This window comes from Methylopila turkensis, from assembly GCF_027922325.1.
GTDB classification, from domain to species: domain Bacteria; phylum Pseudomonadota; class Alphaproteobacteria; order Rhizobiales; family Methylopilaceae; genus Methylopila; species Methylopila turkensis.
Genome location: NZ_BSFL01000003.1, coordinates 511,667 through 536,369, shown reverse-complemented (window position 1 = coordinate 536,369; position 24,703 = coordinate 511,667). Strand labels below are relative to the sequence as shown.

Here is a 24,703-nt window from a genome sequence, read left to right as displayed (position 1 = left end):
GCGCCGATGATCCGATCGTTCCGGGACGCGATGACCGAAGCGGTCTTCTGCGGGCGTTGTCCTAAGGGCTTTCCGGCGCAGATTTTCGAACCGCGCGACGAAAGCTGGAAATGCTGAACGCCGCGGCGACCGTGGAGGATTTGCGGGCGCCGCCCGCCAACCGGCTCGAACAGCTCAAGGGCGACCGCGAGGGGCAGCACTCGATCCGCGTCAAAGACCAGTTTCGGGTGTGCTTCGTCTGGACGGACGACGGCCCTGAACGGGTCGAGGTCGTCGACTACCACGATTGACGGAAAGGAACGGATCATGAGCGACGTCCGAAACGCGGCCCCCGATCTCGAGATCGTCGACACGCTCGCGCCGCTTCATCCCGGCGAGGTGCTCCGCGAGGAGTTCCTGAAGCCGCACGGCCTCTCGGCGGGCAAGGTCGCGAAGGCTCTCGGCGTCCCGCGGACCCGCATCGAGCGGGTCGAGCGCGAGGAGATCGGCATCACGACCGACACAGCCGTCCGTCTCGGCATCTACTTCGGCACCACGACGCAGTTCTGGCTGAACCTGCAGGCGCGGTATGACGCTGAATCGAGCCAGGCGACGCGCGAGGCGCTCGCCGCCGTCATCGAGCCCCTGCCGGCGTGACCTCGCTCCGGATCCAGCCGAGATAGGCGTCGGAGCCGCCCAGCGCCGGCAGCACGAGGATCTCGGGCAGGTCGTAAGGATGGAGCGCGGCGATCGCGGCCTGGACGGCGCCGGCGGCGGCGTGGGTCGTCTTCGCCTCGACCGCGAACTCGTCCGCGGCGCAGATCTCGCCCTGCCAGCGGTAGACGCTGCCGACGGGGACGATGCGGACGCAGGCCGCAAGCCTACGTTCGACCAGCGCCCGGGCGATGGCGTCGGCGAGCGCCCGGTCGTCGGTCGTGGTGACCACGAGGACGATGTCGTCGGCCTCAGGCATCGCGCGGAGGCCCGGCGGTCAGGCCGCGTCTTCGCCCGGGGCGGGCAGGGCGGCGGGCGCCTCTTCGGGGACGATCGGCCCGAGCCGCTTGTCGAGATAGCTGTTCACCTCGACCAGAAGCTCATCGGTGCGGTTCTCGAAGAAGTGGTTCGCGCCGGGGATCACCGCCTGGTCGATGACGATGCCCTTCTGGGTCTTGAGCTTCTCGATCAGGGTCTGGACGTCCTTCATCGGCGCCACGCGGTCCTGGTCGCCGTGCACGAACAGGCCCGACGACGGGCAGGGCGCGAGGAACGAGAAGTCGAAGCGGTTCGCAGGCGGGGCGACGGAGATGAAGCCCTCGACCTCCGGGCGGCGCATCAGAAGCTGCATGCCGATCCAGGCGCCGAAGGAGACGCCGGCGATCCAGCAGGCGCGCGCGTCGGGGTTCAGCGCCTGCGCCCAGTCGAGCGCGGAGGCGGCGTCCGACAGCTCGCCCGAACCGTGGTCGAAATTGCCCTGGCTGCGGCCGACGCCCCGGAAGTTGAAGCGCAGCACCGAGAAGCCGCGGTTCAGGAAGGCGTAGTACAGGTTGTACACGATCTGGTTGTTCATCGTGCCCCCGAACTGCGGATGCGGGTGCAGGATGAGCGCGATCGGCGCGCGGCGCTTCTTGGCCGGATGATAGCGGCCTTCGATCCGGCCGGCGGGGCCGCTGAAGATCACCTCGGGCATGGGTTCAAATCCTCGTCTCGGCAGCCGTCCGCGGCAGGAGCGGACGGCGCGGCCAGGGTGACGGCCGGGCCGTCACGTAATGGCGGCCATACGGCCGCGCCGGCTTGCATAGTTGAAGGGACGTCTCTAGCACGAATGACGTGCCGTAACGCAACGATCGCAGACGCGCAAAATGCGCCAATCAGGCGTCGGTCGCGAGGTCCCATGAGCCCGAACCGCGTCTATCTCGACCACAACGCCACCACCGCGACGCGCCCGGCGGCCATCGCCGCCATGGCGGAGACGCTCGCCGTGGTCGGCAATCCGTCGTCGGCCCATGCGGAGGGGCGCGCCAAGCGCCGCCTAGTGGAAGAGGCGCGGGCCAAGGTCGCGGCGCTGGTCGGGGCCGATCCCGCCTGCCTCACCTTCACGAGCGGCGGGACGGAAGCCTCCAACCTCGCCCTGACGCCCTCGATCCGCGATCCCCGCGACCCGCGCCCCGTGACCCGGTTGGCGGTCTCGGCGGTCGAGCACCCGGCGGTCGCGGCCGGGGCCCGGTTCCCGAAGGACGCCGTCGAGACGATCCCGGTCGACGGCCGCGGCGTCGTCGACCTCAAGGCGGTGGAGGCGGCGTTTGCGCGGCACGCGGCCGAGCGCCCCGGCGAGCGCATGATCCTCGCCCTGATGCTCGCGAACAACGAGACCGGCGTCGTTCAGCCGGTCGCCGAGGCCGCGGCGCTCGCGAAGCGCCATGGCGGGCTGGTTCATGTCGACGCGGTGCAGGCCGCCGGCAAGATCCCTGTCGACATGGCCGCGCTCGGCTGCGACTTCCTCGCGCTCGCCGCCCACAAGTTCGGCGGCCCCGCCGGCGTCGGCGCGCTCGTGCGCGCGCATGAGGGCCTGCATGTGGAGCAGCCGGTGGTGCGGGGCGGCGGGCAGGAGAAGGGCTGGCGCGGCGGCACCGAGAACGTCGCGGCCATCGTCGGCGCCGGGATCGCGGCCGCGGAGGCGTTACGGGACCTCGACGCCTTCGCGTCGCTTGCGCTGCTGCGCGACCGGCTCGAGGCCGAACTCGCGCGTCTAGGCGATCTCGTGGTGTTCGGCGCCGGGGCCGAACGGTTGCCCAACACCTCCTGTTTCGCCATGCAAGGCGTCGCCGCGCAGGTCGCGATGATGGCGCTCGACCTTGGCGGCGTCGCGGTGTCGACCGGCTCCGCGTGCTCCTCCGGCAAAACCAAGGCGTCTCCGGTGCTTGACGCGATGGGGGTCGCACACGATCTGTCGGTAGGCATGGTGCGGGTCAGCTTCGGCTGGTCTTCGCGCGCCGCCGACTGCGACAGATTTCTGGCGGTGTGGTCCGAGATCGCCCGGCGCAACCAAGCGTCGGCGAACGCCGCGTGACGAAACCGCGACAGGCGTTTGGCGCAAGGCGCGTATCTGCTATTTAGACATATTCAAGCTGTCCGGCCCTTCGCCCGGGCGGATAGGAGTGAGGAAACATGCCGGCTGTTCAGGAGACCGTCGCCCGCGTTCGCGAGATCGACGTCGACCAGTACAAATACGGCTTCGTCACCGACATCGAATCCGATCGCGCGGAGAAAGGGCTTTCGGAAGACACCGTCCGCTTCATCTCGGCCAAGAAGGGCGAGCCGGAGTGGATGTTGGAGTGGCGGCTCGACGCCTACCGCCGCTGGCGGACCATGGTGGAGCCGGACTGGGCGCGGGTGGACTATCCGCCGATCGCCTATGACGAGCTCTATTACTACTCGGCGCCGAAATCGACGCCGGGACCCAAGACTCTCGACGAGGTCGATCCCGAGCTGCTGCGCACTTACGAAAAGCTCGGCATCCCGCTGCGGGAGCAGGAGGTTCTGGCCGGCGTGGAGCAGCGCCGCGTCGCGGTCGACGCCGTGTTCGACTCGGTCTCGGTCGCCACCACCTTTAAGAAGGAGCTGGCTGCCGCCGGCGTCATCTTCTGCCCGATCTCCGAGGCGATCCGCGAGCATCCGGAGCTGGTGAAGAAGTACCTCGGCTCCGTGGTGCCGACCTCCGACAACTTCTTCGCGACCCTCAATTCGGCGGTGTTCTCCGACGGCTCCTTCGTCTACGTGCCGAAGGGCGTGCGCTGCCCGATGGAGCTCTCGACCTATTTCCGCATCAACGAGCGCAACACCGGCCAGTTCGAGCGCACGCTGATCATCGCCGACGAGGGCTCCTATGTGAGCTATCTCGAGGGCTGCACCGCGCCGATGCGCGACGAGAACCAGCTTCACGCCGCGGTGGTCGAGCTGGTCGCGCTGGACGACGCCGAGATCAAGTATTCGACCGTCCAGAACTGGTACCCCGGCGACGCCGAGGGCAAGGGCGGCATCTACAACTTCGTCACCAAGCGCGGCGACTGCCGGGGCCGGAACTCCAAGATTTCGTGGACCCAGGTCGAGACCGGCTCGGCCATCACCTGGAAGTACCCGAGCTGCATCCTGCGGGGCGACAATTCGCGCGGCGAGTTCTACTCGATCGCGATCTCGAACGGCCGCCAGCAGGTCGATAGCGGCACCAAGATGATCCACCTGGGGAAGAACACGACTTCGAAGATCATCTCCAAGGGCATCTCGGCCGGGCGCTCGCAGAACACCTATCGCGGGCTGGTCTCCGCGCATCGCAAGGCGACCAACGCGCGCAACTTCACCAACTGCGACAGCCTGCTGATCGGCGAGCAGTGCGGCGCGCACACCGTGCCCTATCTCGAGGCCAAGACCTCGACGGCGGTGTTCGAGCACGAGGCGACCACGTCAAAGATCTCGGACGACCAGAAGTTCTACTGCCAGCAGCGCGGGCTGTCGGAGGAGGAGGCGGTGGCGCTCATCGTCAACGGCTTCGTCAAGGACGTGCTGCAGCAGCTGCCGATGGAGTTCGCGGTCGAGGCCCAGAAGCTGATCTCGATCTCGCTCGAAGGCAGCGTGGGCTAACATCGACGTTCGCGTCATCCCGGACGGCCGCAAGGCCGAGCCGGGATGACGCGCAGATTGCGCGTCCTCGAAGGACGATCCCGGCTTGCCGGGATGACGAGTTTGGGAAACGGGAAGACAATGCTCTCGATCAAGAACCTCCACGCCTCCATCGAGGACAAGCCGATCCTGCGCGGGCTCGACCTCGACGTGAAACCGGGCGAGGTGCACGCGATCATGGGGCCGAACGGCTCGGGCAAATCGACCCTGTCCTACGTGCTCGCCGGCAAGGAGGACTACGAAGTCACCGACGGCTCGGCCACGCTCGACGGCGAGGACCTGTTCGCCATGGAGGCCGACGAGCGCGCCGCGGCCGGCCTGTTCCTGGCGTTCCAGTATCCGCTGGAGATCCCCGGCGTCGCGACCATGACCTTCCTGAAGGCCGCGTTGAACGCGCAGCGCCGCGCCCGCGGCGAGGGCGACCTGCCGACGCCGCAGTTCATGAAGCTGGTGCGCGAAAAGGCCGACGGCCTCGGCATCTCCACCGACATGCTCAAGCGCGGCCTCAACGTCGGCTTCTCCGGCGGCGAAAAGAAGCGCAACGAGATCCTGCAGATGGCGCTGCTGGAGCCGAAGCTCTGCGTGCTCGACGAGACCGACAGCGGTCTCGACATCGACGCGCTGAAGGTCGTCTCCGAGGGCGTCAACGCGCTCCGGGCGAAGAACCGCTCCTTCGTCGTGATCACGCACTACCAGCGCCTGCTCGACCACATCAGGCCGGACATCGTCCACGTCATGGCGAAGGGCCGCATTGTCCGCACCGGCGGGCCGGAGCTCGCCCATGAGCTCGAGGCTCGGGGCTACGCGGACTACGTCGGCGAAGCCGCGGCGTGAGAAGGGATGAGACGATGAACGCCGAGGTCCGCTCCATCCGAACGGCCGCCGAAAGCGCTCTGGTCGAGGCCTTCGCCGCCGTCGGCCCGTCGCTGCCCGGCGGCGCCGACGTCACCGAACGGCGCGCCGCGGCGCTGCGGGAGATCGCGGAGCGCGGCCTGCCGACGCGGCGGGTCGAGGACTGGAAGTATTTCGACCTGCGCGCGCTTATGCGCGAGGCGCGGCCGCTCGCCGCCCCGATCAGCGACGCCGAGATCGAAGCGGCCCGCGCGCTGCTGCCGCTGGCCGGCTTCGACGCGGCCCGGATCGTGTTCGTGAACGGCCAGTTCTGCGCCGCCCTGTCGGACTTCGATCCGCTGCCCGAGGGCGCATCGGCGACGTGGCTCGCCGATGCGCTCGGCGACGACGGCGCCGCGCTGCTCGACCGCGGCGAGGCGCCCGCCGGCAACGCCGCCGTCGCGCTCAACGCGGCCTTCGTGGCGGACGGAATCGTTCTGCGGATCGCCCCCGGCGTCGCCGTGGCGCGGCCGATCCACGTGGCGAACGTCCAGACCGGAGCTGCTCACGCAGCCTTCGGCCGCGTGGCGGTGACGGCGGGCGAGGGCGCCTCCGCCACCATCGTGGAGAGCCACGTCGGAAGCCCGGAAGGCCACCAGACCAACACGCACGTCGCCGTGACGCTCGCCGACCGCGCGGACGTCACGCTCGTGAAGCTGCAGGACGAAGGCCTCGGCACGCTGCATCTCGCAACGCTGACCGCGACGCTCGGCGCCGGCGCGAAACTGTCGTCGCTCGCGCTCTCGGCCGGTTCGGCCGCGGCCCGGCAGCAGGTCTATCTCGCCTTCAGGGGCGACCGCTCCACCGCCGAGATCCGCGGCGCGGGCTTCGCCGGCGCGCGCCGCCTCCTCGACACCACGCTGGTGGTCGAGCACGACGCGCTCGGCTGCGCCAGCCGCGAACACTTCAAGACCGCGCTCGACGGCGAGGCTCGCTCGGTGTTCCAGGGCAAGATCGTGGTGAAGCCCGGCGCGCAGAAGACCGACGGCAAGATGATGGCGCAGGCGCTGCTGCTGTCCGAGGGCGCCGAGGCCGACGCCAAGCCCGAGCTCGAGATCTTCGCGGACGACGTGGTCTGCGGCCATGGCGCGACCGTCGGCGCGCTCGACGACGAGCTGCTGTTCTACCTCAAGTCCCGCGGCATCCCGCAGAAGGAGGCCGAGGCGCTGATGGTGCAGGCCTTCGTCGGCGAGGTGATCGAAACCGTCGAGCACGAGGCGCTTCGCGATGCGCTGACCGCGCGGTCGGAGCGTTGGCTAATCGCGCGCGACTGAGCATGGACGCGAAGGCCGCCGCGCCTGGCTACGGCTGGGGCGCGCTGCTGCGGCACGTGCCGCTCTCCGTCACGCGCATGCGCCGCGTGACGCGCGAGATGCAGGCCTCCGGCATCGACGAGCGCTGGCGGTTCATCGCCATCGCGTCCTCCGCCTTCATGATGGCGGCGGAGTCGGTGGCGCTCGAAGCCTACCAGCCCGATCGGCTCCTCGACGACTGGCGCGCGGAATACGGCGAGGCGGCGACGCTGGCCGGCTATCTCGTGCTCGGAATCGTCATCGTCTATGCGCTCGCCGCTTTGCTGCACGTGACGTTCCGCATCGCGCGCCGCGGGACGACCTTCGCCGACATGCGCACCGCCATGGCGGCGAGCGGCTATCCGCAGATCGTGCTCAGCTTCATCAATCTCGCGATCATCGGCCTCGCCGCTTCCGCCGGAGAAGACTGGCGCGCGCCGGCGCTCTCTGCGATCGAGGCGAGCCTGATCGTGGCGATGGCGCTCGCCATCGGCTACGGCGTGGTCGCCGTCTCGGCCGCGACCGGCGTGCCCACCCTGCAGATTTTGGGCCTTCAGCTCATCGCGAGCCTCGGCGCCGTCGCGGCGGTCGCCGCCGGAGCATGGGCTGTGGCACTTGTGATCTGACGCGAAACGGTTAGATCAGTCCTATGTCACTCGCCCATATCGCCGACGCCGTCCCGGCCTACGATGTGCAGCGCCTGCGCGCGGACTTTCCCGCGCTCGCGCTCACCGTGCACGGCAAGCCGCTCGCCTATCTCGACAACGGCGCATCGGCCCAGAAACCGGTCCAGGTGCTGGACCGGATGCGGCGCGCCTACGAGACCGAGTATTCGAACGTTCATCGCGGGCTGCACCACCTCGCCAACGCCGCGACAGAGGCGTTTGAGGGCGCGCGGGAAAGCGTGCGGACGTTCCTGAACGCTGCCTCCACCGACGAGATCGTCTTCACCCGCTCGGCCACCGAGGCGATCAACCTCGTCGCCAACGGCGTCGGTCTCGGCGGGATTCAAGAGGGCGACGAGATCGTCCTCACCATCATGGAGCACCACTCCAACGTGGTGCCGTGGCATTTCCTGCGCGAACGCCGCGGCGCGGTCATCAAGTGGGTGCAGGTGCGCGAGGACGGCTCGTTCGACCTCGACGCCTTCGAGGCGGCGCTCTCCGAACGCACGAAGTTCGTCGCCGTCACGCACATGTCGAACGTGCTCGGCACCGTGGTGCCGGTGAAGGAGGTCTGCCGCATCGCCCACGAGCGCGGCGTGCCGGTACTCGTCGACGGCAGCCAGGGCGCGGTTCATCTCGCGCCGGACGTGCGCGACCTCGACTGCGATTACTACGTGCTCACCGGCCACAAGGTCTACGGGCCGACCGGCATCGGCGCGCTCTACGGCAAGTACGAGCGGCTGAAGGCGTTGGCCCCGTTCAACGGCGGCGGCGAGATGATCCGCGACGTGACGGAAGACGACGTCACCTATGGCGAGCCCCCCCACCGCTTCGAGGCCGGCACGCCGCCGATCGTGCAGGCGATCGGCCTCGGCGCGGCGCTTGACTACATGCGCGGCGTGGGGCTCCCGGCGATCGCCGCTCACGAAGCCGCGCTCGCGGCCTACGCCCATGAGAGGCTCGGCGCGATCAACGCCGTGCGCATCTTCGGCCATGCGCCGGGCAAGGGCGCCATCCTCGCCTTCAATCTCGAAGGCGCGCACGCCCACGACGTCGCGACCGTGCTCGACCGCTCGGGAATCGCGGTGCGCGCCGGCACGCACTGCGCCCAGCCGCTGCTGAAGCGGCTCGGCGTCACGTCGACCTGCCGCGCGTCGTTCGCCCTTTACAACACGACCGACGAGATCGATCGTCTCGCCGAAGCGCTTCTGAAAGCGCGCGACCTGTTCGCGTGAGAAAGGCTCGACCATGACCGACGCAGCAACGGCGGCGAAGCCGGCCGAGCAGGCCTCGGCGATCCCGCCCGAGGAGCTCGACCGTCTCACCGACGACATCATCGCCGCGCTCAAGACCGTCTACGATCCGGAGATCCCGGTCGACATCTACGAGCTCGGGCTGGTCTACCGCATCGACATCGCCGACGATCGCGACATCGCGATCGACATGACGCTGACGGCGCCGGGCTGCCCGGTGGCCGGCGAGATGCCGGGCTGGGTCGAGAACGCCGTCGGCGCCGTGCCGGGCGTCGGCAAGGTTGACGTCAAGATGGTCTTCGACCCGCCGTGGGACCAGAGCCGCATGTCGGACGAGGCCCGTGTCGCGCTCGACATGTGGTGACGAGGGCATGGCGGCCGAGGGCGCGACCGAACGGCCTTCCGTGGCCGGCGTGCTCGAGACCGCGCTCTATGTCGACGACCTCGTAAAGGCCTCGGCGTTCTACGACCGCCTGTTCGGCTTTCCCAAACTGTTCGCGGACGCGCGGCTGATCGCCTATGACGTCGCGGGTCGCAGCGTGCTGCTGCTGTTCGCGGTGGGCGCAAGCGCGACGGAGCAAAGGCTGCCCGGCGGTTTGATCCCGGCCCATGACGGGCAGGGCGGCGCACATATGGCCTTCGCCGTGGGCGCCGCGGCGCTGCCGGGGTGGGAACGGCTGCTCGCCGATCTCGACGTCGCCGTCGAGGGACGGGTGAGCTGGCCGCGCGGCGGCGAGAGCGTCTATTTCCGCGACCCCGACGGCAACCTGCTGGAGATCGCGACGCCCGGCCTGTGGGCCACCTATTGAGCCGCAGCGATCTTCTCTTCGTCGGGGCGAACGCTTACCTTACGAACGACGTCCGTTTCGCTGGAGCATGATGGTCATGGCCGCCCGCCCAATCCCCAAGGTGATGACGCTGACCGACCGCGCGGCGGATCGGGTGCGATCGATCATCTCGCGCTCGGACAAGCCGCTCGCCGGGCTGCGCATCGGCGTGAAGACCGGCGGCTGCGCCGGCATGGAGTACACGATGGACTACGCCGAGGCGGCGGGTCCGGCCGACGAGGTGATCGAGGACAAGGGCGTGAAGGTCCTGATCGACCCGAAGGCGATCCTCTATTTGCTCGGCACCGAGATGGATTTCGTGACCGAGAAGATGTCGCAGCGCTTCGTGTTCAACAATCCGAACCAGACCTCGGCCTGCGGCTGCGGCGAGTCGGTCGCGATCACGCCCGCCGTGCCGGACACCTACGTCCCGGCCCGCTGATGGCGATCGGCGCCGAGGAGGCGTCGGAGCTGTTCCGCGAACTCGGCGAGGTGCGCGTGCGCCGGATGTTCGGCGGCGCCGGGCTCTACCATGACGGCGTGATGTTCGCGCTCGAAGCCGGCGGCGTGCTCTATCTGAAGGCTGACGAAGCGACCGCCGAGGCGTTCCGTGCCGAGGGAAGCGAGCCCCTCTCCTATCAGGCGTCGACCGGCCGCCGGACGATGGCGTCCTACTGGCGGCTGCCCGAGCGCCTAATGGACGAGCCGGACGAACTGGCGGCCTGGGCGCGGCGCTCAGCCGCCGTCGCCCGGGCCGGCGCGGCGGCCGCCCGGCCGAAACGGCGGCGTCCATGAGCCTGTTCGAGCGGCTGAAGGCCGACGCGGCCGGGGAATGGGTTTCCTACGTCGACCACGCCTTCGTGCGCGGCCTCGGCGACGGGTCGCTGCCGCAGGCGGCGTTCCGCTCCTATCTCGTGCAGGACTACCTGTTCCTGATCCAGTTCGCCCGCGCCTACGGTCTCGCCGTCTACAAGGCCGACCGGCTGTCGGACATGCGCGCCGCCGCCGCGACGCTCCACGCCATTCTCGACGTGGAGATGGACCTGCATGTGCGGGTCTGCGCCGGCTGGGGCCTCGCGGCGGCCGAGCTCGAGGCCGCGGAGGAGGGCGACGCCTGCGTCGCCTACACCCGCTTCGTGCTGGACGCCGGCCTGCGCGGCGACCTGCTGGACCTGACCGTGGCGCTCAGCCCCTGCGTGATCGGCTACGCCGAGATCGGCGCGGCGCTCGCGGCGCAGGGCGTCGCGCCTCGAAACCCTTACCGCCCATGGATCGAGGAATACGCCGGCGCCGCCTATCAGGACGTCGCCGCCTCCGCGCGCGCGACGCTGGACAGGCTCGGCGCGGACAGGCTCACGCCGCAGCGCTACGTTGAGCTCAGGCGGCTGTTCGCGACGGCGTCGCGGCTGGAGGCCGCGTTCTGGCAGGCGGCGCTCGACGACGCGGCGTCGGCCTGATCCGGCGCCGCAAGGCGGCGTTGCGTCTCAGGCGGGGCCCAAGCGTCTTCCGAGACGGCGCGATCGACCTATGTCGTGCAGCGACAGCCCGCCGCCAGCCGCGGGCGCTTTTTCAGAACGCCGGAGTTTTCCACATGACCGGAACCGTCGATCCGTTGTTCCAGCCGCTCAAGGCCGGGGCGCTCGACCTTCGCAACCGCATCGTCATGGCGCCGCTGACGCGCTCCCGCGCCGACGCGAAAACGCTCGCGCCGCGCCAGATCAACGCCGACTACTACGGCCAGCGCGCCAGCGCCGGCCTGATCATCGCGGAAGCCACCCAGATCATGCCCGAAGGTCAGGGCTACGCCTGGACGCCCGGCATTCACTCCGACGAGCAGATCGCCGGCTGGAAGCTCGTCGCCGACGCAGTCCACGCCAAGGGCGGCACGATCGTGCTCCAGCTCTGGCACGTCGGCCGCATTTCCCACCGTGACCTGCAGCCGGGCGGTAAGCTGCCCGTCGCGCCGTCGGCGGTGAAGCCGGAGGGCAAGGCCTTCACGGAGACCGGGTTCAAGGACCTCGAGACCCCGCGGGCGCTGGAGCTGGACGAGATCCCGGCCATCATCGCGCAGTACGGGCGGGCGTCGGCCAACGCGATCGCGGCCGGCTTCGACGGCGTCGAGGTGCACGGTGCGAACGGCTACCTGCCGGACCAGTTCCTGCGCGACAAGACCAACCTGCGCACCGACGCCTATGGCGGCTCGATCGAGAACCGCGCCCGCTTCCTTCTGGAGGCGACCGAGGCCGCGATCGCCGCGATCGGCCATGAACGCGTCGGCATCCGGCTCTCGCCGGTGAGCCCCGCCAACGACTGCGCGGACTCCAATCCCGAGCCGCTGTTCACCTATCTGACTGAGCGGCTTTCGGAGCTCGGCCTCGCCTATCTGCATGTGATCGAGGGCGAGACCCGCGGTTCGCGCGCGCCGGAGGGGGCGTTCGATCTGTCCGTGCTGCGGCAGGCGTTCAAGGGCGTCTACATCGGCAACAACGGCTACGATCCGACGCTCGCCGCCTCCCGCGTCGCCGCCGGCGAAGTCGACGCCGTCGCCTTCGGGCGGCCGTTCATCGCCAATCCCGATCTCGTCGAGCGCATCCGCGAGGGCGCGCCGCTGGCCGAGCCCGATGAGGCCACGTTCTACGGCGGGGGAGAGCAGGGCTACACCGACTATCCCACCCGTGGGCAGGATCAGGCCAAGGTCGCCTGAAGGCGTCAGGCCACCTGGGACCGGCTCGCTTCGTCGGCGACGAGCGGGTCGGTCTCGGCCACAACCAGATTGCGGCCGTTGCGCTTGGCGACATAGAGGCACTGGTCAGCGCGGTCGATCACCGTTTGTCCGGTGTCGCCGCGCCGCCAGGTGGCGACGCCGATCGACACGGTGACGCGGCCGAGATGCTCGCCGGTCGACCGCTTGACCAGATCCTTCGCCATCACGGCGCGGCGCACGCGCTCGGCGACGGCGATCGCCGGGTTGACGTCGGTGTCCGCCAGCACGATCGCGAACTCTTCGCCGCCAAAGCGCGCGGCGAGGTCTTGGCCCTTGACGTTCTGCTTCAGCGCCAGCGCCACGAGGCGCAGCACCTGGTCGCCGGTCAGGTGGCCGTAGCTGTCGTTGAAGGTCTTGAAGTGGTCGATGTCGACCACGAGGATCGAGAAGCCGGAGCCGGCCTCGGCGTCGATGAGCGCGCGGTCGATCGTGCTCTGCAGGAACTTCCGGTTGGCGAGACCCGTCAGCGGATCGGTGAGCGATTCCGCGCGGACCACCTCGAGCGTGTGATGCAGCTCCTGCATCTGCTCCTGCGATTTCGCCAGGCTCTGCTCGAGCTCCCTCGTGCGTTCCACCATGCGCTGGGTTTCGGCCAGCAGTTTCTGCGACAGGGAGAACAGCGGCTCGGCGGCGCCGCCGAGCTTGCGCGCGTCCTCGGAGATGCGCCCGATGCTGTCCGCGTAGTCCTTGCTGGAGCCGCGGCCGGCCTTGAGCACGCCCGTGACCTTGACGATCTCCTCGAGGATGCGCGTGCCGACATGGTCGACGCGCTCCGAGAGCCGGAGCGGCGACAGGTAGGTCTCGTAGAGCAGGTCGAGGTCGGCCTCGGCGATCACGGGTCCGCGTTCGAGCGCTTCGTTGATCGCGCGGTTCAGCGCCGAATTGTACCCGGTCGCATACGTGTACCAGAGCTCGTAATTGCGCGGATAAGCAGGATGACGGTGCGCGCGAAGGCGATGAACGGCTGCGTCGCTGAAGGTCAGCGTTCGTTCGAAGTCACTCAACCCGCTGCGCATCGATCGCTCCATCCCCCCGCCTCGCCGCGAGGCGACGCCTTTCGACGCCGCCGCTGGCGCGCAACGTGACCCATTTGTACGGGCACGCGCGTAAAACCGCCGTTAAAAAAATCGGACGTCAATCCGAAAAACGACGCGAGGGGGCGGACTTAGGAGCGATTGACCACTTACGCCCGTTTCAGGCGCACAGGGCGGAGCAGGAAGGCGGGAACATGATCGCCCAGTCCGACGACCTTGCCGCCGTCGTCGGCCGCCTGCGGCGCGGGTCGACGCTCGCCGCCGCGGCGCGGAGAGGCCGGCGCCTCAGCTGGTGCGGGCTTGCTTTCCGGGACCGCGGCTTTCGGCTCGGCCGGCGCCTTCGGGGCGGCTCCGCGCCTGCGCCCGGCCGGCTTCTCGGAAGCGGGCTTGGGCTCGGGGGACGCCTCGGCGGGCTTGGAAGAGGAGCGTCCGCGCCCGGAGGCGGCCGCCGTCCGGCCGCCGCGTCCGCGGCCTCCGCGCCCACCCGAGGCGAGGCTTTCCTCGGTCAGGCTTTCGCCCTGCCATTCGATCTTCACGCCGGCGAGCTTCTCGATCGCGTCGAGGTTCTTGCCGTCCGACGGCGCGACGAGCGTCAGCGCGACGCCGGAGCGGCCGGCGCGGCCGGTGCGGCCGATGCGATGGACATAGTCCTCGGCGTGAATCGGCACGTCGTAGTTGATGACATGGCTCACGTCGGGAATGTCGAGGCCGCGCGCGGCCACGTCGCTCGCGACCAGCAGGTCGACCTCCCCGGTCTTGAAGCTGTCGAGCGCCGCCATCCGGGCGCGCTGGTCCATGTCGCCGTGCAGCGCCGCGACCTTGAAGCCATGGGTCTGGAGCGACTTGTGCACCGTCGCGATGTCGCGCTTGCGGTTGCAGAACACGATCGCGTTCTTGAAGTTCTCCTGCGCGCGGGTGACGCGGCGCAGCGCGTCGCGCTTCTCGGCCGGGTCGTCGCTGGTCGCGACGAGGAGCTGCATGATCGAGGCGTTGGCGGAGGAGGGCCGGGCGACCTCGATCCGCTCGGGATCGCGCAGGAACTGCTGGGTCAGGCGCGTGATCTCGGGCGGCATGGTCGCCGAGAAGAACAACGTCTGCCGACGCGCGGGGATGAGTTTGCAGATGCGCTCGATGTCCGGAATGAACCCCATGTCGAGCATGCGGTCGGCTTCGTCGATCACGAGGATCTCGATGCCGGTCAGCAGCAGACGGCCGCGCTCGTGATGGTCGAGCAAGCGGCCGGGCGTCGCGATCAGCACGTCGACGCCGCGGGTAAGCTTCGCGTCCTGGTCGCCGAAGGAGACGCCGCCGATCAGCAGCGCCATCGAGAGCTTGTGGTTGGCGCCGTATTTCGCGAAGCTCTCCTCGACCTGGGCCGCGAGTTCGCGGGTCGGTTCGAGGATGAGCGTGCGCGGCATGCGCGCCCGGGCGCGGCCCTGTTCGAGCAGCGTCAGCATCGGAAGCGTGAAGGAGGCGGTCTTGCCCGTGCCCGTCTGCGCGATGCCGAGCACGTCCCGGCCGGTCAGGACATGCGGGATCGCGCGCTCCTGGATCGGCGTGGGCTGCGTGTAGCCCGAGGCTTCCACGGCGGCGAGCACTTTCGGGCTCAGTCCGAGTTCGGAAAAAGTCATGTCGTCCTTAATCATCGATCGGGGAGGGCGGACGGACACGTCAGACGTGTAGTCCACGCGCCGCGCGCAAACGCCAAGGTTCGCCGCAACTTGCGATCTGTGGCGGAGATGAGGCATCGGGGGCGTTTTGTCAATCGTCGCATGCCCGGAAACCTGCGGCTGAGCGCTGATTTCGCAGCGGAGAGACACATCTCGTGACGGAAAAACTGCCTGTCGTCTTTGTGCCAGGTCTCGGATGCACGGCACGACTGTTCGAGGCGCAACTCGCGGTCCTTGGCGACCGCCCCGCCATTGTCGCAGACCACACGCGCCACGCGGACATCGCCGCGATCGCCGAAGACGCGCTCGGAGCCGCGCCGGAGCGTTTCGCGCTCGTCGGCCTGTCTATGGGCGGCTACGTCGCGCTCGAGATCATCCGCCGGGCGCCGGAGCGCGTCGCCCGCCTCGCGCTGCTCGACACCACCGCCTATCCCGACACGGAGGAGGGCAGGGCGCGGCGCCGGACGCTGATCGCCGCCGCCGAGAGAGGCAAGCTCGGCTCGATCCACGCCGCGACCTTCGCGCGCTACGTGGAGCCGAACCGCGTCGCCGACGCCGCGCTGGAGGCGGTCGTCCGCGACATGCTGTTCGCGACCGGCGCGCCGGCCTTCGTGCGCCAGATGACCGCCATCCTGAACCGCGCGGACTACGAGCCGCTGCTCGAGCGGATCGCCTGCCCGACGCTGGTGCTCGTCGGCGAGAACGACGCGCCGACCCCGCCGGACCATGCGCGCCGTATGGCCACGGCGATCCCTGGCGCGCGGCTCGCCGTGCTGCCGACGACCGGGCACCTCTCCACGCTCGAGAACCCGGACGGCGTGAACGCCGAACTGACGCCGTTTCTAGGCTGACGGAGGTCTCGGCTCAGTTCATCGCGGGCCCGAACCGCACCTCGCCCGGCGCGCCGACGATCAGCACCCAGGTGTCGCGTAGGCCGTCCTTGTCGGGAACCGTATCGAGAAACAGGGTGACGCCGCCCGTGGGCCCCGGCTCCGCCCGCACGTCGCCGAAGGTCAACCGGGCGGCGTCCTCGTCCTCGAGCTCCTTGGTCTCGAAGATCCGGCCGTCGGGCTCGGTCAGCCATTGCACATAGAAGCGCTGGCGCGAGCCGTCGACGACGCCGACGACCCGCGAGAAGCCTTTGCCATCGGCGGTGTCCCACGGCCCCGCGAGCCGCACGACGGACACGTTCGGCGCGACGCCCAGCGGGTCGCCCGCGACGTCTGACGGACCCGGCATGTCCTCGGGCGCGGGCGCCGGCGTGACGGTCGGGGGCGCCGGCCTGTCCGGCCTCACCGGGCCGGGATCGATCTTCTCGGGCGGCGCCGCGGGGGAGGGCGAGGCGGGCGGCGGCGTCTGCGCGCCGGCGGAGGTCGCAGCGGCGAACGCAAAGGCCGCCGCGAAAAAAAGATGAGTCGATCGAGCCATGGTCGCGCTCCTGAGCGTCAAGTCCGGCGAACCTCTCTCCGCCTCGACAACGATCGTCCGGCCGCGATCGATCCGTCGCCTGCGATCAGATGTCGACCAGTTCGCTGGCGAAGGCGGCGTTCTCCTGAATGAAACGGAAGCGCGCCTCGGGCTTGGAGCCCATCAGCCGCTCGACCGCGTCGCGGGTGCCTTCGCGGCCGTCCTCGGCGATCTCGACCCGCAAGAGGGTCCGCTTGTCCGGCGCCATGGTGGTCTCGCGAAGCTGCGCCGGCATCATCTCGCCAAGACCCTTGAAGCGGCCGATCTCGACCTTCTTGCCCTTAAACCGCTTGGCGACGATCCGGTCCTTGTCGGCGTCGTCGCGGGCGTAGACCGTCACGCCGCCATGGCTGATGCGGTAGAGCGGGGGCACCGCCAGGAAGAGGTGGCCGTGGCGGATCAGCTCCGGCAGCTCCCGGAAGAAGTAGGTCATCAGCAGCGAGGCGATGTGCGCGCCGTCGACGTCGGCGTCGGTCATGACGATGACGCGCTCGTAGCGCAGGTCGGACTCCGCGTAGCGGGCGCGCGTGCCGCAGCCGAGCGCGAGCAGCAGGTCGGAGAGCTGCTGGTTCTGGGCGAGCTTGTCGGCGCCGGCGCTGGCGACATTGAGGATCTTGCCCCGGAGCGGCAGCACCGCCTGCGTGGCGCGGTCGCGCGCCTGCTTTGCGGAGCCGCCGGCGGAGTCGCCCTCGACGATGAACAGCTCCGAGCCTTTCGAGCCAGCCTGGCTGCAGTCCGCGAGCTTGCCCGGCAGGCGGAGCTTGCGCGTGGCGGACTTGCGGGCGACGTCCTTCTCGGCGCGGCGCCGGAGCCTGTCCTCGCCGCGGGCGATCACGAATTCGAGCAGCCGGTTCGCCTGCTGCGGCGAGGCGGCGAGCCAGTGGTCGAAAGCGTCCTTCACCGCCGCCTCGACGATGCGCGCGGCCTCCGCGGTCGCAAGCCGCTCCTTGGTCTGCCCCTGGAACTCCGGCTCGCGGATGAAGGCCGACAGCATGACGGCGGCGCCCGCCATCACGTCGTCGCCGGTCAGGATCGAGGCGCGCTTGACGTTGGTCAGATCGGCGTAGCCCTTGAGCGCGCGCAGCAGCGCGACCCGCAGGCCCTGCTCGTGCGTGCCGCCTTCCGGCGTCGGAATGGTGTTGCAGTAGGAGCGGCAGAACCCGTCCTCGCCGTCGTCCGCCCAGGCGATCGCCCATTCGACCGCGCCGTGCCCGCCGGCCCGCTTGTGGTGGCCGGCGAAGATCTCGGCCGCGAGCTCGCGGCCGGTCAGGCTGGTGGCGAGGTAGTCCTTCAGCCCGCCGGGAAAGTGCAGGGTGGTCTTGTCCGGCACGTTCTCGGCGCCGGCGAGCAGCTCCGCCGGGCAGGTCCAGCGGATCTCGACGCCGGAGAACAGGTAGGCCTTGGAGCGCGCCATCTGGAACAACCGGGCGGGCTTCAGCCGCGCCTCGGCGCCGAAGATCATGGCATCGGGCAGGAACCGCACCTTTGTGCCGCGGCGGTTGTGGACCGGGCCGACCTCCTCCAGCGCGCCCTGAGGGTGGCCGCGGGAGAACGACTGCCGGTAGAGCTTCTGGTTCCGGGCCACCTCGATGTCGAGACGCTCGGACAACGCATTGACGACCGAGACGCCGACGCCGTGCAGGCCGCCAGAGGTCTCGTAGACCTTGCCGTCGAACTTTCCGCCCGAGTGCAGCGTCGTCATGATGACTTCGAGAGCGGACTTCCCCGGAAACTTCGGATGCGGGTCGACCGGGATGCCGCGGCCGTTGTCGGTCACGGTGACGGACCCGTCCGAGCCTACGTCGACCGCGATGAAGGTGGCGTGGCCGGCCACCGCCTCGTCCATGGCGTTGTCGATCACCTCGGCGAACAGGTGGTGCAGCGCCTTCTCGTCGGTGCCGCCGATGTACATGCCGGGCCGGCGCCGCACAGGCTCCAGCCCCTCCAGCACTTCGATGTCGGCGGCGGTGTAGCCGGCCTCGGCCGGCGTTTCGGCGCGGGGAAGGGCGCGCGCCGCCGCCTTGGGCGTCGCCGCAGGCTTGGGCGGCTCTCCGCCCAAGTCTGCGAGAAGATCGGATTTCGGTTCGGCCATCGGGCGTCCATAGCGATTCGCGCCGCTGCGCTGCAAGAGCATCATGCCACGCGGCGGCCCCCGAAGTCGCGCCGCCCATGCTCCGGAGGCCGGCGCGACGCCGCAGTTCGGCTTCATTGTCCCGTCTAATCGTCCGGCTATGCTGCGGCGCGGAAGGCGAGGGCGCATCGATGAACGAACCGGTGAGCGTGCGGGCGAGGATGCTGCGTCTGGCGCTGCGCTACGCGGTCAAGCCGCGGCTTCTCGGCGAGCCGGATCTGCTGCGCCTGCGCGCCGAGGTCGACGCCGTCGCGCGGCTCGCCCCCGACGCCCCGCGCAACGTGGAGCGGCGCGCGACGCGCGTCGGCGGGCTCGCCGCGGAGGCGCACGCCCCGGTCGGCTTCGCGGGATCGCGCGTGCTGCTCTACCTCCACGGCGGCGCCTTCGTCGCCGGTTCGCCCCGCACCCATCGCGGCATCTCCGGCCGGCTGGCGCGCGGGGTCGGCGCGACCACGATCACGCCGGACTACCGGCTCGCGCCCGAGCACCCGTTTCCGGCCGCGCTCGAGGACGCGCTCGGGGTCTACGAGGCCCTGCTCGAAAGCGGCGTCGCGCCGGGCGCGATCGGCCTCGTCGGGGACAGCGCCGGCGGCAATCTGGTGTTCGCGCTCATGCTCGACCTGAAACGTCGGGGCCTGCCGCAGCCGGCCGCGGCTGTGGCGCTCTCGCCCTTCGTCGACCTGACGGGAAGCGGCGAAAGCATGAGCGGAAACAAAGCGCTCGATCCGTTTCTTGAACCGGAGGGTCTGCCCGCCCTGGTCGCCGCCTACGCGCCCGGTCGCGACCCGCGCGACCCGCTGGTGTCGCCGCTCTACGGCGATCTCGCCGGGCTCCCTCCGTGCTTCGTCCAGTGCGGCGGCGACGAGATCCTGCGCGACGATTCCGTACGGATGAACGCGGCGCTGCTCGCCGCCGGCGTCGACGCGACGCTCGAGATCTGGCCGCAGATGCCGCATGTCTGGCAGGCCTTCGCGCGCTTCCTGCCGGAGGGCCGCAGCGCGATCGCGCGCATCGTCGCGTTCCTCGACGCGCGGCTCGCGGCGGGCGAGGGCGGTCTTTCGGCCGACGCCGCCTGACGGGCCCCGCCTACTCCGCCGCCTTGCGCTCGGCGGCCTTGGCCGCGTTCCAGAGCGCGTCCATCTCGTCGAGGTCGCTGTCGGCCGGCGTCCTGCCTTGCGCCTCCAGCGCCGCCTCGATCGCGCGGAAGCGGCGCTCGAACTTGGCGTTCGACCGGCGGATCGCCGCCTCCGGATCGACGCCGGCGTGGCGCGCGAGATTGGCGACGGCGCAGAGCAGGTCGCCGATCTCGTCCTCCATGGCGTCGCGGTCGCCGCTCGCGACCGCCTCGGCGGCCTCGTCGGCCTCCTCGCGCACCTTGCCCACGACGAGCCCGACGTCGTCCCAGTCGAAGCCGACGGTCGCGGCCTTCTCCTGCAGCTTCACGGCGCGGCTCAGGCCGGGCAGGGCGGGCGTCACCCCGTCGAGCAGGCTCGGCGCCCTCGCCGTCTCGCCGCGGCGGACGGCGCGCTCGGCCTTCTCTTCGGCCTTGATCTCGCCCCACAGCGCCTTGACCTCGGCCGCCGGCAGGTCGCGCGCCGCGCCGAACACATGCGGATGGCGTCGGATAAGCTTCGTGGTGATCGCCTCCACCACGTCGGGGAAGGCGAAGGCCCCCTGCTCCTCGGCCATGCGGGCGTGGAACGCGACCTGCAGCAGCAGGTCGCCGAGCTCGTCCCGGAGGTCGTCGAGATCGCCGCGCCGGATCGCGTCGGCGACCTCGTAGGCCTCCTCGATCGTGTATGGCGCGATCGACGCGAAATCCTGCTCGAGGTCCCATGGACAGCCCGTCACGGGCGTGCGGAGCGCCGCCATGATCTCGATCAGCCGGGCGATGTCGCGGGCAGGGGTCATGAAACGGACTCCGGCGGCGCGTTCAGCAGATCGATCAGCCGCGGGTCCATGAACCCGTAGTCGTCGGGAATGTCGAGACAGATGACGCGCGCCCGGCGCAGATGCGGCCGGAACCGGCGGGCCAGCCGGGCGCGATGGGCTTTCTCCATGACGAAGACGATTTCGACCCAGTCCAACAGTTCGGCCGTGACCGGCTCCTCGGCGTCAGGCGCGAGGCCCGCCGAGGCGACCTCCAAATCGCGCCGTTCGCCGAAGACGCGCTCCGCGGTGGGGCTGCGCAGGCGGTTCCGGCTGCAGACGAACAGGACCCGCTTCACCACTTCTCCGAGTCGCATAAGATATATTATGGAACCATATTGGGTGTTTGCCCTTGCCCAGCTGTTGGTTCGCTCGCCCATTCGGGCTTTTCGGCGCAACGATCCGATGTATCATCGCAGCATGACGAAGCTGCTCGAACAAGCGGTTGAGACCGCACGGTCGCTCGCGCCCGAAAAGCAGGACGAGATCGCCCGACTTGTCCTTCTCGCCGCGGCGGACGACCAAGCCGCAACCGGACTGACGGCCGAAGAGGAAGCCTCGTTCGCGGAATCGCGCGCACAGGCCGCCAGAGGCGAATTCGCGACCGACGAGCAGGTCAGCGCCTTATGGTCCAAGTACGGCCTCTGAGGCTGCGATACACGCCGGCGGCCCTGGCGGAACTCGAACAGGTTCTCGCTTACCTGTCAGAGCTTTCACCCCAGGGCGCGCAACGGGTCCGGACGCGCATACGGGCCGTTCTGGAGTTGCTGTCGGACTTTCCCCGCAATGGCGCTCGCGTCGGTCAACTGCGGCGCATCAGGGCGACGCCGTATCCCTATCTGATTTTCTACGAGATCGCGGGAAATGAAATCGTCGTCGTCGCCGTCAGGCACGGCGCGCGGGACCCGTCCAAGATGCCGAACCCCTCGTGAATTCGTCACCCTTCGGCTCGGATCCTCATCCCGTCATAGGCCACGTCGATGTGCTCCGGCAGTTGCGCCTTGAGCGTGGCGTAGTCCAGATCGGTGTGGAGGTTGGTTAGGACCGCGCGGCGCGGCTTCAGGCGCTCGATCCAGCCGAGCGCGTCGTCCAGCGAGAAATGGCTCGGATGCGGCGTGTCCCGCAGCGCGTCGATGATCCAGACGTCGAGGCCGCCGAGCAGCGCCGCCGAGGCGTCGGGAATGGCGTTGACGTCCGGCGTGTAGGCCAGCCCGTCGAAGCGGAAGCCCAGCGCCGTCTCGGCGCCGTGCGTCAGCGCGATCGGCAGGGCGACGATCGCCCCGCCCGGCCCTTCGAGCGCGGTCGGTTCGCCGGGCTGCAGGCGGTGCTCGTTGAGAATCGGCGGGTAGTCCGAGCCCGGCGGGGTTTCGAACGCGTAGCCGAAGCGGCTGCGCAGGAACGCGCCGGTGCGGGCGTCGGCCCAGACATCGACCCGCTTGCGGACGTGGATCGCGAGCGGCCGGAGGTCGTCGATGCCGTGGGTGTGGTCGGCGTGCTCGTGGGTGTAGAGCACGCCGTCGAGACGCTGAACGCCCGCGTCGATGAGCTGCTCGCGCAGGTCCGCGCCGGTGTCGACCAACACCTGCGTCACGCCGTTCGGCCCGGCGCGCTCGACGAGGATCGAACAGCGGCGGCGGCGATTTCTAGGCTCATTCGGGTCGCAGCGTCCCCAGCCGCTCGCGACCCGCGGCACGCCGCCGGAGGAGCCGCATCCGAGGATGGTGACGCTCAGGCTCACGCGGCGCCCGCCGGCTCGAGCGTCGTGAGAGCGGATCGTGGCGTCTTATTGAAGAGACGGAAGAAATTGTCGGTCGTGATCGACCGGCATTCCGCCTCGCTCCAGCCGCGGAGCTTGGCCAGCACGGCGGCGGTGTTCGCGGCGTAGGCCGGCTCGTTGCGCTTGCCGCGGTACGGTTCGGGCGCGAGGTAGGGCGCGTCGGTCTCCACCAGCAGGCGGTCGGCCGGGACCTCGGCCGCGATGGCGCGCAGCTCGTCGGAGCGCCGGAAGGTCAGGATGCCGGAGAACGACACGTAGAGCCCGAGCGCGGCGCCGCGGCGCGCGAGCTCCGGCCCCGACGAGAAGCAGTGCAGGACGGCGGGGAAGGCGCCCTTCCCCATCTCGTCCTCGAGCACCGCGATCATGGCGTCGTCGGCGGAGCGCGCGTGGATCACGAGCGGCAGCCGAGCTTCGCGCGCCGCGGCGATGTGCGTGCGGAAGCCACGCTCCTGCGCCGCGTAGTCGCCCTCGTAGTGATAGTCGAGCCCGGCCTCGCCGAAGCCGACGATCTTCGGATGCTCCGCGAGCCGGATCAGCTCGTCCGCGGTGACGTCGAGCTCCTCATGGGCGTTGTGCGGGTGGGTGCCGACCGTTCCGTAGACGGACGGGTGGCGCTCGATGAGCGCCAGAATCTGGTCGAAGCGGCGGACCCGCGTCGAGATCGTCAACATCAGCCCGACGCCGGCCGCATGCGCCCGCGCGACGATCCCGTCCTGCTCGGCGGCGAAGTCCGGAAAGTCGAGATGGCAGTGGCTGTCGACGAGCGCCCCGGTCACGCCGCGGCCTCCGGCTCGACGTAGCGTGGGAACACGCCCTGCGGCGCCGGCAGCGTCGCGCCGGGCGCGAGGCGCCCCGCCCCGCCGAGCGACGCGAAGCTCCGCGCGTCCTCGGGGACGGCGAGCAGGTCGAGCAGCTTCGCGGAGGCCGTCGGCATGAAAGGCTGCGTCAGGATCGCGACGTTCCGGACAGACTCGGCGGTGACGTAGAGCACCGTGCCCATGCGTTCGGGATCGGTCTTCTTCAGCGCCCAGGGCTCTGCGTTGGCGAAATAGCGGTTGGTCTCGGCGATGACGCTCCAGATCGCGGCGAGCGCGGCGTGCAGCGCGACGTCGCCGACCGCCGCGCGCACGGTCGCGCCGAGGCCGTCGACCGCGGCGAGCACGGCCTCGTCCGCGGAGGCGAGGGGGCCGGGGCTAGGCGCCCTGCCCTCGCAGTTCTTCGCGATCATCGACAGCGAACGCTGGGCCAGGTTGCCGAGGTCGTTGGCGAGGTCGGCGTTGATGCGGCCGACGATGGTCTCGTGGGTGTAGTTGCCGTCCTGCCCGAACGGGGTGTCCCGCAGCAGGAAGTAACGGATCGCGTCGACGCCATAGGCGTCGGCGAAGGTGAAGGGGTCGATCACGTTGCCGACCGACTTCGACATCTTCTCACCGCGGTTGTTGACGAACCCGTGGGCGAAGACGCGCTTCGGCAAGGCGAGGCCCGCCGACATGAGGAAGGCCGGCCAGTAGACCGTGTGGAAGCGGATGATGTCCTTGCCGATGACGTGCAGGTCGGCCGGCCAGAAGCGCCTGAGGTCGCTGGCCTCGTCCGGGAACCCGGCTCCGGTGAGGTAGTTCGTCAGCGCGTCGACCCAGACGTACATGACGTGCTTCGGGTCGTCCGGCACCGGCACGCCCCAGTCGAAGGTGGTGCGGCTGATCGAAAGGTCGTTCAGCCCGCGCTTCACGAAGGCGACCACCTCGTTGCGGCGGAAGTCCGGGCCGACGAAGCCGGGCTGCTCCTCGTAGAGCTTGAGCAGCCGGTCCTGATAGGCCGACAGCCGGAAGAAGTAGCTTTCCTCGACCACCCACTCCACCGGCGCGCCGGTCGGCGCCTTGCGGGAGCCGTCCTCGCCCAGCGTCGTCTCGCTCTCGTCGAAATAGGCCTCGTCGCGGACCGAGTACCAGCCCTCATACTTGCCGAGATAGATGTCGCCGGCGGCCTTCATCCGCCGCCACAGCTCCTGGCTCGCGGCGTAGTGGTCCGCGTCGGTGGTGCGGATGAAGCGGTCGAAGGAGACCCCGTAGCGCTCGTCCATCGCGCGAAAGCGCTCGGCGTTCCGCGTCGCCCAGTCGAGCGGCGGCACGCCCTCGCGGGCGGCGGTCTGGGCCATCTTCAGGCCGTGCTCGTCGGTGCCGGTGAGGAAGCGCACGTCGCGGCCGTCGAGCCGGTGGAAACGGGCAATCGCGTCGGTGGCGATCGCCTCGTAGACATGGCCGATGTGCGGCGCCCCGTTGGGGTAGGCGATGGCGGTCGTGACGTAGTAGGGCTGGGCTGCGGTCGCCATCGATCACACTCTCGGGCTCAA

General features: G+C 69.7%; 28 protein-coding genes and 1 pseudogene. 18 read left to right on the top strand and 11 right to left on the bottom strand.

Features of this window, described 5'->3' with window-relative positions:
* The first annotated feature begins 6 nt into the window (after positions 1-6).
* Positions 7-290: pseudogene (locus PKE78_RS13795) on the top strand (type II toxin-antitoxin system RelE/ParE family toxin).
* Positions 291-306: 16 nt separating this feature from the next.
* Entirely contained in the window at positions 307-636 is a 330-nt protein-coding gene (locus PKE78_RS13790) for a HigA family addiction module antitoxin (RefSeq protein WP_271201477.1), read from the top strand.
* Here PKE78_RS13790 and cutA read toward each other — a convergent pair.
* Positions 614-952 (bottom strand): divalent-cation tolerance protein CutA, encoded by a 339-nt coding sequence (gene cutA, locus PKE78_RS13785; protein ID WP_271201476.1) that lies wholly within the window; start codon positions 950-952, stop codon positions 614-616. The genes PKE78_RS13790 and cutA overlap by 23 nt on opposite strands.
* A gap of 18 nt (positions 953-970) precedes the next feature.
* Positions 971-1,666, bottom strand: a complete 696-nt coding sequence (locus PKE78_RS13780) for an alpha/beta hydrolase (RefSeq protein WP_271201475.1) — start codon at positions 1,664-1,666, stop codon at positions 971-973.
* Between the two features lie 204 nt (positions 1,667-1,870).
* Here PKE78_RS13780 and PKE78_RS13775 point away from each other — a divergent pair, with 204 nt between their 5' ends.
* The 12 genes from PKE78_RS13775 (at position 1,871) to PKE78_RS13720 (ending at position 12,285) form a co-directional block, all read left to right on the top strand.
* Complete coding sequence (locus tag PKE78_RS13775; protein WP_271201474.1) at positions 1,871-3,046, top strand: cysteine desulfurase family protein; 1,176 nt, start codon at positions 1,871-1,873, stop codon at positions 3,044-3,046.
* 98 nt (positions 3,047-3,144) lie between these two features.
* Positions 3,145-4,614, top strand: coding sequence for a Fe-S cluster assembly protein SufB (gene sufB, locus PKE78_RS13770; RefSeq protein WP_271201473.1), 1,470 nt, complete (start codon positions 3,145-3,147; stop codon positions 4,612-4,614).
* 120 nt (positions 4,615-4,734) lie between these two features.
* Positions 4,735-5,487 (top strand): Fe-S cluster assembly ATPase SufC, encoded by a 753-nt coding sequence (gene sufC, locus PKE78_RS13765; protein WP_271201472.1) that lies wholly within the window; start codon positions 4,735-4,737, stop codon positions 5,485-5,487.
* 14 nt (positions 5,488-5,501) lie between these two features.
* On the top strand, positions 5,502-6,818 hold the full coding sequence (sufD, locus tag PKE78_RS13760; RefSeq protein WP_271201471.1) for a Fe-S cluster assembly protein SufD: 1,317 nt from the start codon (positions 5,502-5,504) through the stop codon (positions 6,816-6,818).
* A gap of 2 nt (positions 6,819-6,820) precedes the next feature.
* Positions 6,821-7,462 (top strand): hypothetical protein, encoded by a 642-nt coding sequence (locus PKE78_RS13755; RefSeq protein WP_271201470.1) that lies wholly within the window; start codon positions 6,821-6,823, stop codon positions 7,460-7,462.
* A 23-nt stretch (positions 7,463-7,485) separates the two neighbouring features.
* A complete protein-coding gene (locus tag PKE78_RS13750) occupies positions 7,486-8,736 on the top strand; it encodes a cysteine desulfurase (RefSeq protein ID WP_271201469.1) in 1,251 nt (416 codons plus the stop codon).
* Positions 8,737-8,749: 13 nt separating this feature from the next.
* The gene (locus PKE78_RS13745; protein WP_271201468.1) at positions 8,750-9,118 is read left to right on the top strand and encodes an SUF system Fe-S cluster assembly protein; all 369 of its coding nucleotides are present in this window, start codon (positions 8,750-8,752) and stop codon (positions 9,116-9,118) included.
* 7 nt (positions 9,119-9,125) lie between these two features.
* Positions 9,126-9,563, top strand: a complete 438-nt coding sequence (locus PKE78_RS13740) for a VOC family protein (protein WP_271201992.1) — start codon at positions 9,126-9,128, stop codon at positions 9,561-9,563.
* 103 nt (positions 9,564-9,666) lie between these two features.
* Positions 9,667-10,023, top strand: coding sequence for a HesB/IscA family protein (locus tag PKE78_RS13735; protein WP_271201991.1), 357 nt, complete (start codon positions 9,667-9,669; stop codon positions 10,021-10,023).
* On the top strand, positions 10,023-10,376 hold the full coding sequence (locus tag PKE78_RS13730; RefSeq protein WP_271201467.1) for a TfoX/Sxy family protein: 354 nt from the start codon (positions 10,023-10,025) through the stop codon (positions 10,374-10,376). The genes PKE78_RS13735 and PKE78_RS13730 overlap by 1 nt, the downstream gene beginning before the upstream one ends.
* On the top strand, positions 10,373-11,038 hold the full coding sequence (tenA, locus tag PKE78_RS13725) for a thiaminase II (RefSeq protein WP_271201466.1): 666 nt from the start codon (positions 10,373-10,375) through the stop codon (positions 11,036-11,038). Before PKE78_RS13730 ends, tenA begins: the two co-directional genes overlap by 4 nt.
* Positions 11,039-11,172: 134 nt before the next feature.
* On the top strand, positions 11,173-12,285 hold the full coding sequence (locus tag PKE78_RS13720) for an alkene reductase (RefSeq protein ID WP_271201465.1): 1,113 nt from the start codon (positions 11,173-11,175) through the stop codon (positions 12,283-12,285).
* A 5-nt stretch (positions 12,286-12,290) separates the two neighbouring features.
* On the opposite strand, the gene PKE78_RS13715 is transcribed toward PKE78_RS13720, so the two are convergent.
* The gene (locus tag PKE78_RS13715) at positions 12,291-13,361 is read right to left on the bottom strand and encodes a GGDEF domain-containing protein (RefSeq protein WP_271201464.1); all 1,071 of its coding nucleotides are present in this window, start codon (positions 13,359-13,361) and stop codon (positions 12,291-12,293) included.
* Positions 13,362-13,528: 167 nt separating this feature from the next.
* The gene (locus tag PKE78_RS13710; RefSeq protein ID WP_271201463.1) at positions 13,529-15,010 is read right to left on the bottom strand and encodes a DEAD/DEAH box helicase; all 1,482 of its coding nucleotides are present in this window, start codon (positions 15,008-15,010) and stop codon (positions 13,529-13,531) included.
* A gap of 194 nt (positions 15,011-15,204) precedes the next feature.
* Here PKE78_RS13710 and PKE78_RS13705 point away from each other — a divergent pair, with 194 nt between their 5' ends.
* Positions 15,205-15,900: an alpha/beta fold hydrolase gene (locus PKE78_RS13705; protein ID WP_271201462.1), complete on the top strand. Its 696-nt coding sequence runs from the start codon at positions 15,205-15,207 to the stop codon at positions 15,898-15,900.
* Positions 15,901-15,913: 13 nt separating this feature from the next.
* Here the strand turns inward: PKE78_RS13705 and PKE78_RS13700 are convergent, their stop codons facing one another.
* Together PKE78_RS13700 and parE are read right to left on the bottom strand one after the other, a co-directional pair.
* Positions 15,914-16,477 (bottom strand): hypothetical protein, encoded by a 564-nt coding sequence (locus PKE78_RS13700; protein WP_271201461.1) that lies wholly within the window; start codon positions 16,475-16,477, stop codon positions 15,914-15,916.
* A gap of 85 nt (positions 16,478-16,562) precedes the next feature.
* Positions 16,563-18,608, bottom strand: a complete 2,046-nt coding sequence (gene parE, locus PKE78_RS13695) for a DNA topoisomerase IV subunit B (protein ID WP_271201460.1) — start codon at positions 18,606-18,608, stop codon at positions 16,563-16,565.
* A 170-nt stretch (positions 18,609-18,778) separates the two neighbouring features.
* Between parE and PKE78_RS13690 the strand changes: the two genes are divergently transcribed.
* Entirely contained in the window at positions 18,779-19,723 is a 945-nt protein-coding gene (locus PKE78_RS13690) for an alpha/beta hydrolase (RefSeq protein ID WP_271201459.1), read from the top strand.
* Positions 19,724-19,733: 10 nt separating this feature from the next.
* On the opposite strand, the gene mazG is transcribed toward PKE78_RS13690, so the two are convergent.
* Both mazG and PKE78_RS13680 read right to left on the bottom strand, forming a co-directional pair.
* Complete coding sequence (gene mazG / locus PKE78_RS13685) at positions 19,734-20,558, bottom strand: nucleoside triphosphate pyrophosphohydrolase (RefSeq protein ID WP_271201458.1); 825 nt, start codon at positions 20,556-20,558, stop codon at positions 19,734-19,736.
* Positions 20,555-20,875 carry a low molecular weight protein tyrosine phosphatase family protein gene (locus PKE78_RS13680; protein WP_271201457.1) on the bottom strand — a complete coding sequence of 107 codons (321 nt, stop codon included), beginning with the start codon at positions 20,873-20,875 and terminating at the stop codon, positions 20,555-20,557. Before PKE78_RS13680 ends, mazG begins: the two co-directional genes overlap by 4 nt.
* Before the next feature lie 43 nt (positions 20,876-20,918).
* On the opposite strand from PKE78_RS13680, the gene PKE78_RS13675 reads away from it, so the two are divergent.
* Both PKE78_RS13675 and PKE78_RS13670 read left to right on the top strand, forming a co-directional pair.
* Positions 20,919-21,224, top strand: a complete 306-nt coding sequence (locus PKE78_RS13675; protein ID WP_428981273.1) for a hypothetical protein — start codon at positions 20,919-20,921, stop codon at positions 21,222-21,224.
* On the top strand, positions 21,203-21,508 hold the full coding sequence (locus PKE78_RS13670; RefSeq protein ID WP_271201456.1) for a type II toxin-antitoxin system RelE/ParE family toxin: 306 nt from the start codon (positions 21,203-21,205) through the stop codon (positions 21,506-21,508). Before PKE78_RS13675 ends, PKE78_RS13670 begins: the two co-directional genes overlap by 22 nt.
* Positions 21,509-21,513: 5 nt before the next feature.
* Here the strand turns inward: PKE78_RS13670 and PKE78_RS13665 are convergent, their stop codons facing one another.
* Genes PKE78_RS13665 through metG form a run of 3 tightly spaced genes read right to left on the bottom strand, consistent with a single transcriptional unit; the run spans position 21,514 to position 24,682 of the window.
* Positions 21,514-22,314 (bottom strand): MBL fold metallo-hydrolase, encoded by an 801-nt coding sequence (locus PKE78_RS13665; protein ID WP_271201455.1) that lies wholly within the window; start codon positions 22,312-22,314, stop codon positions 21,514-21,516.
* Positions 22,311-23,129: a TatD family hydrolase gene (locus PKE78_RS13660; protein ID WP_271201454.1), complete on the bottom strand. Its 819-nt coding sequence runs from the start codon at positions 23,127-23,129 to the stop codon at positions 22,311-22,313. Before PKE78_RS13660 ends, PKE78_RS13665 begins: the two co-directional genes overlap by 4 nt.
* Complete coding sequence (gene metG, locus PKE78_RS13655; protein ID WP_271201453.1) at positions 23,126-24,682, bottom strand: methionine--tRNA ligase; 1,557 nt, start codon at positions 24,680-24,682, stop codon at positions 23,126-23,128. Before metG ends, PKE78_RS13660 begins: the two co-directional genes overlap by 4 nt.
* Positions 24,683-24,703: the final 21 nt, after the last annotated feature.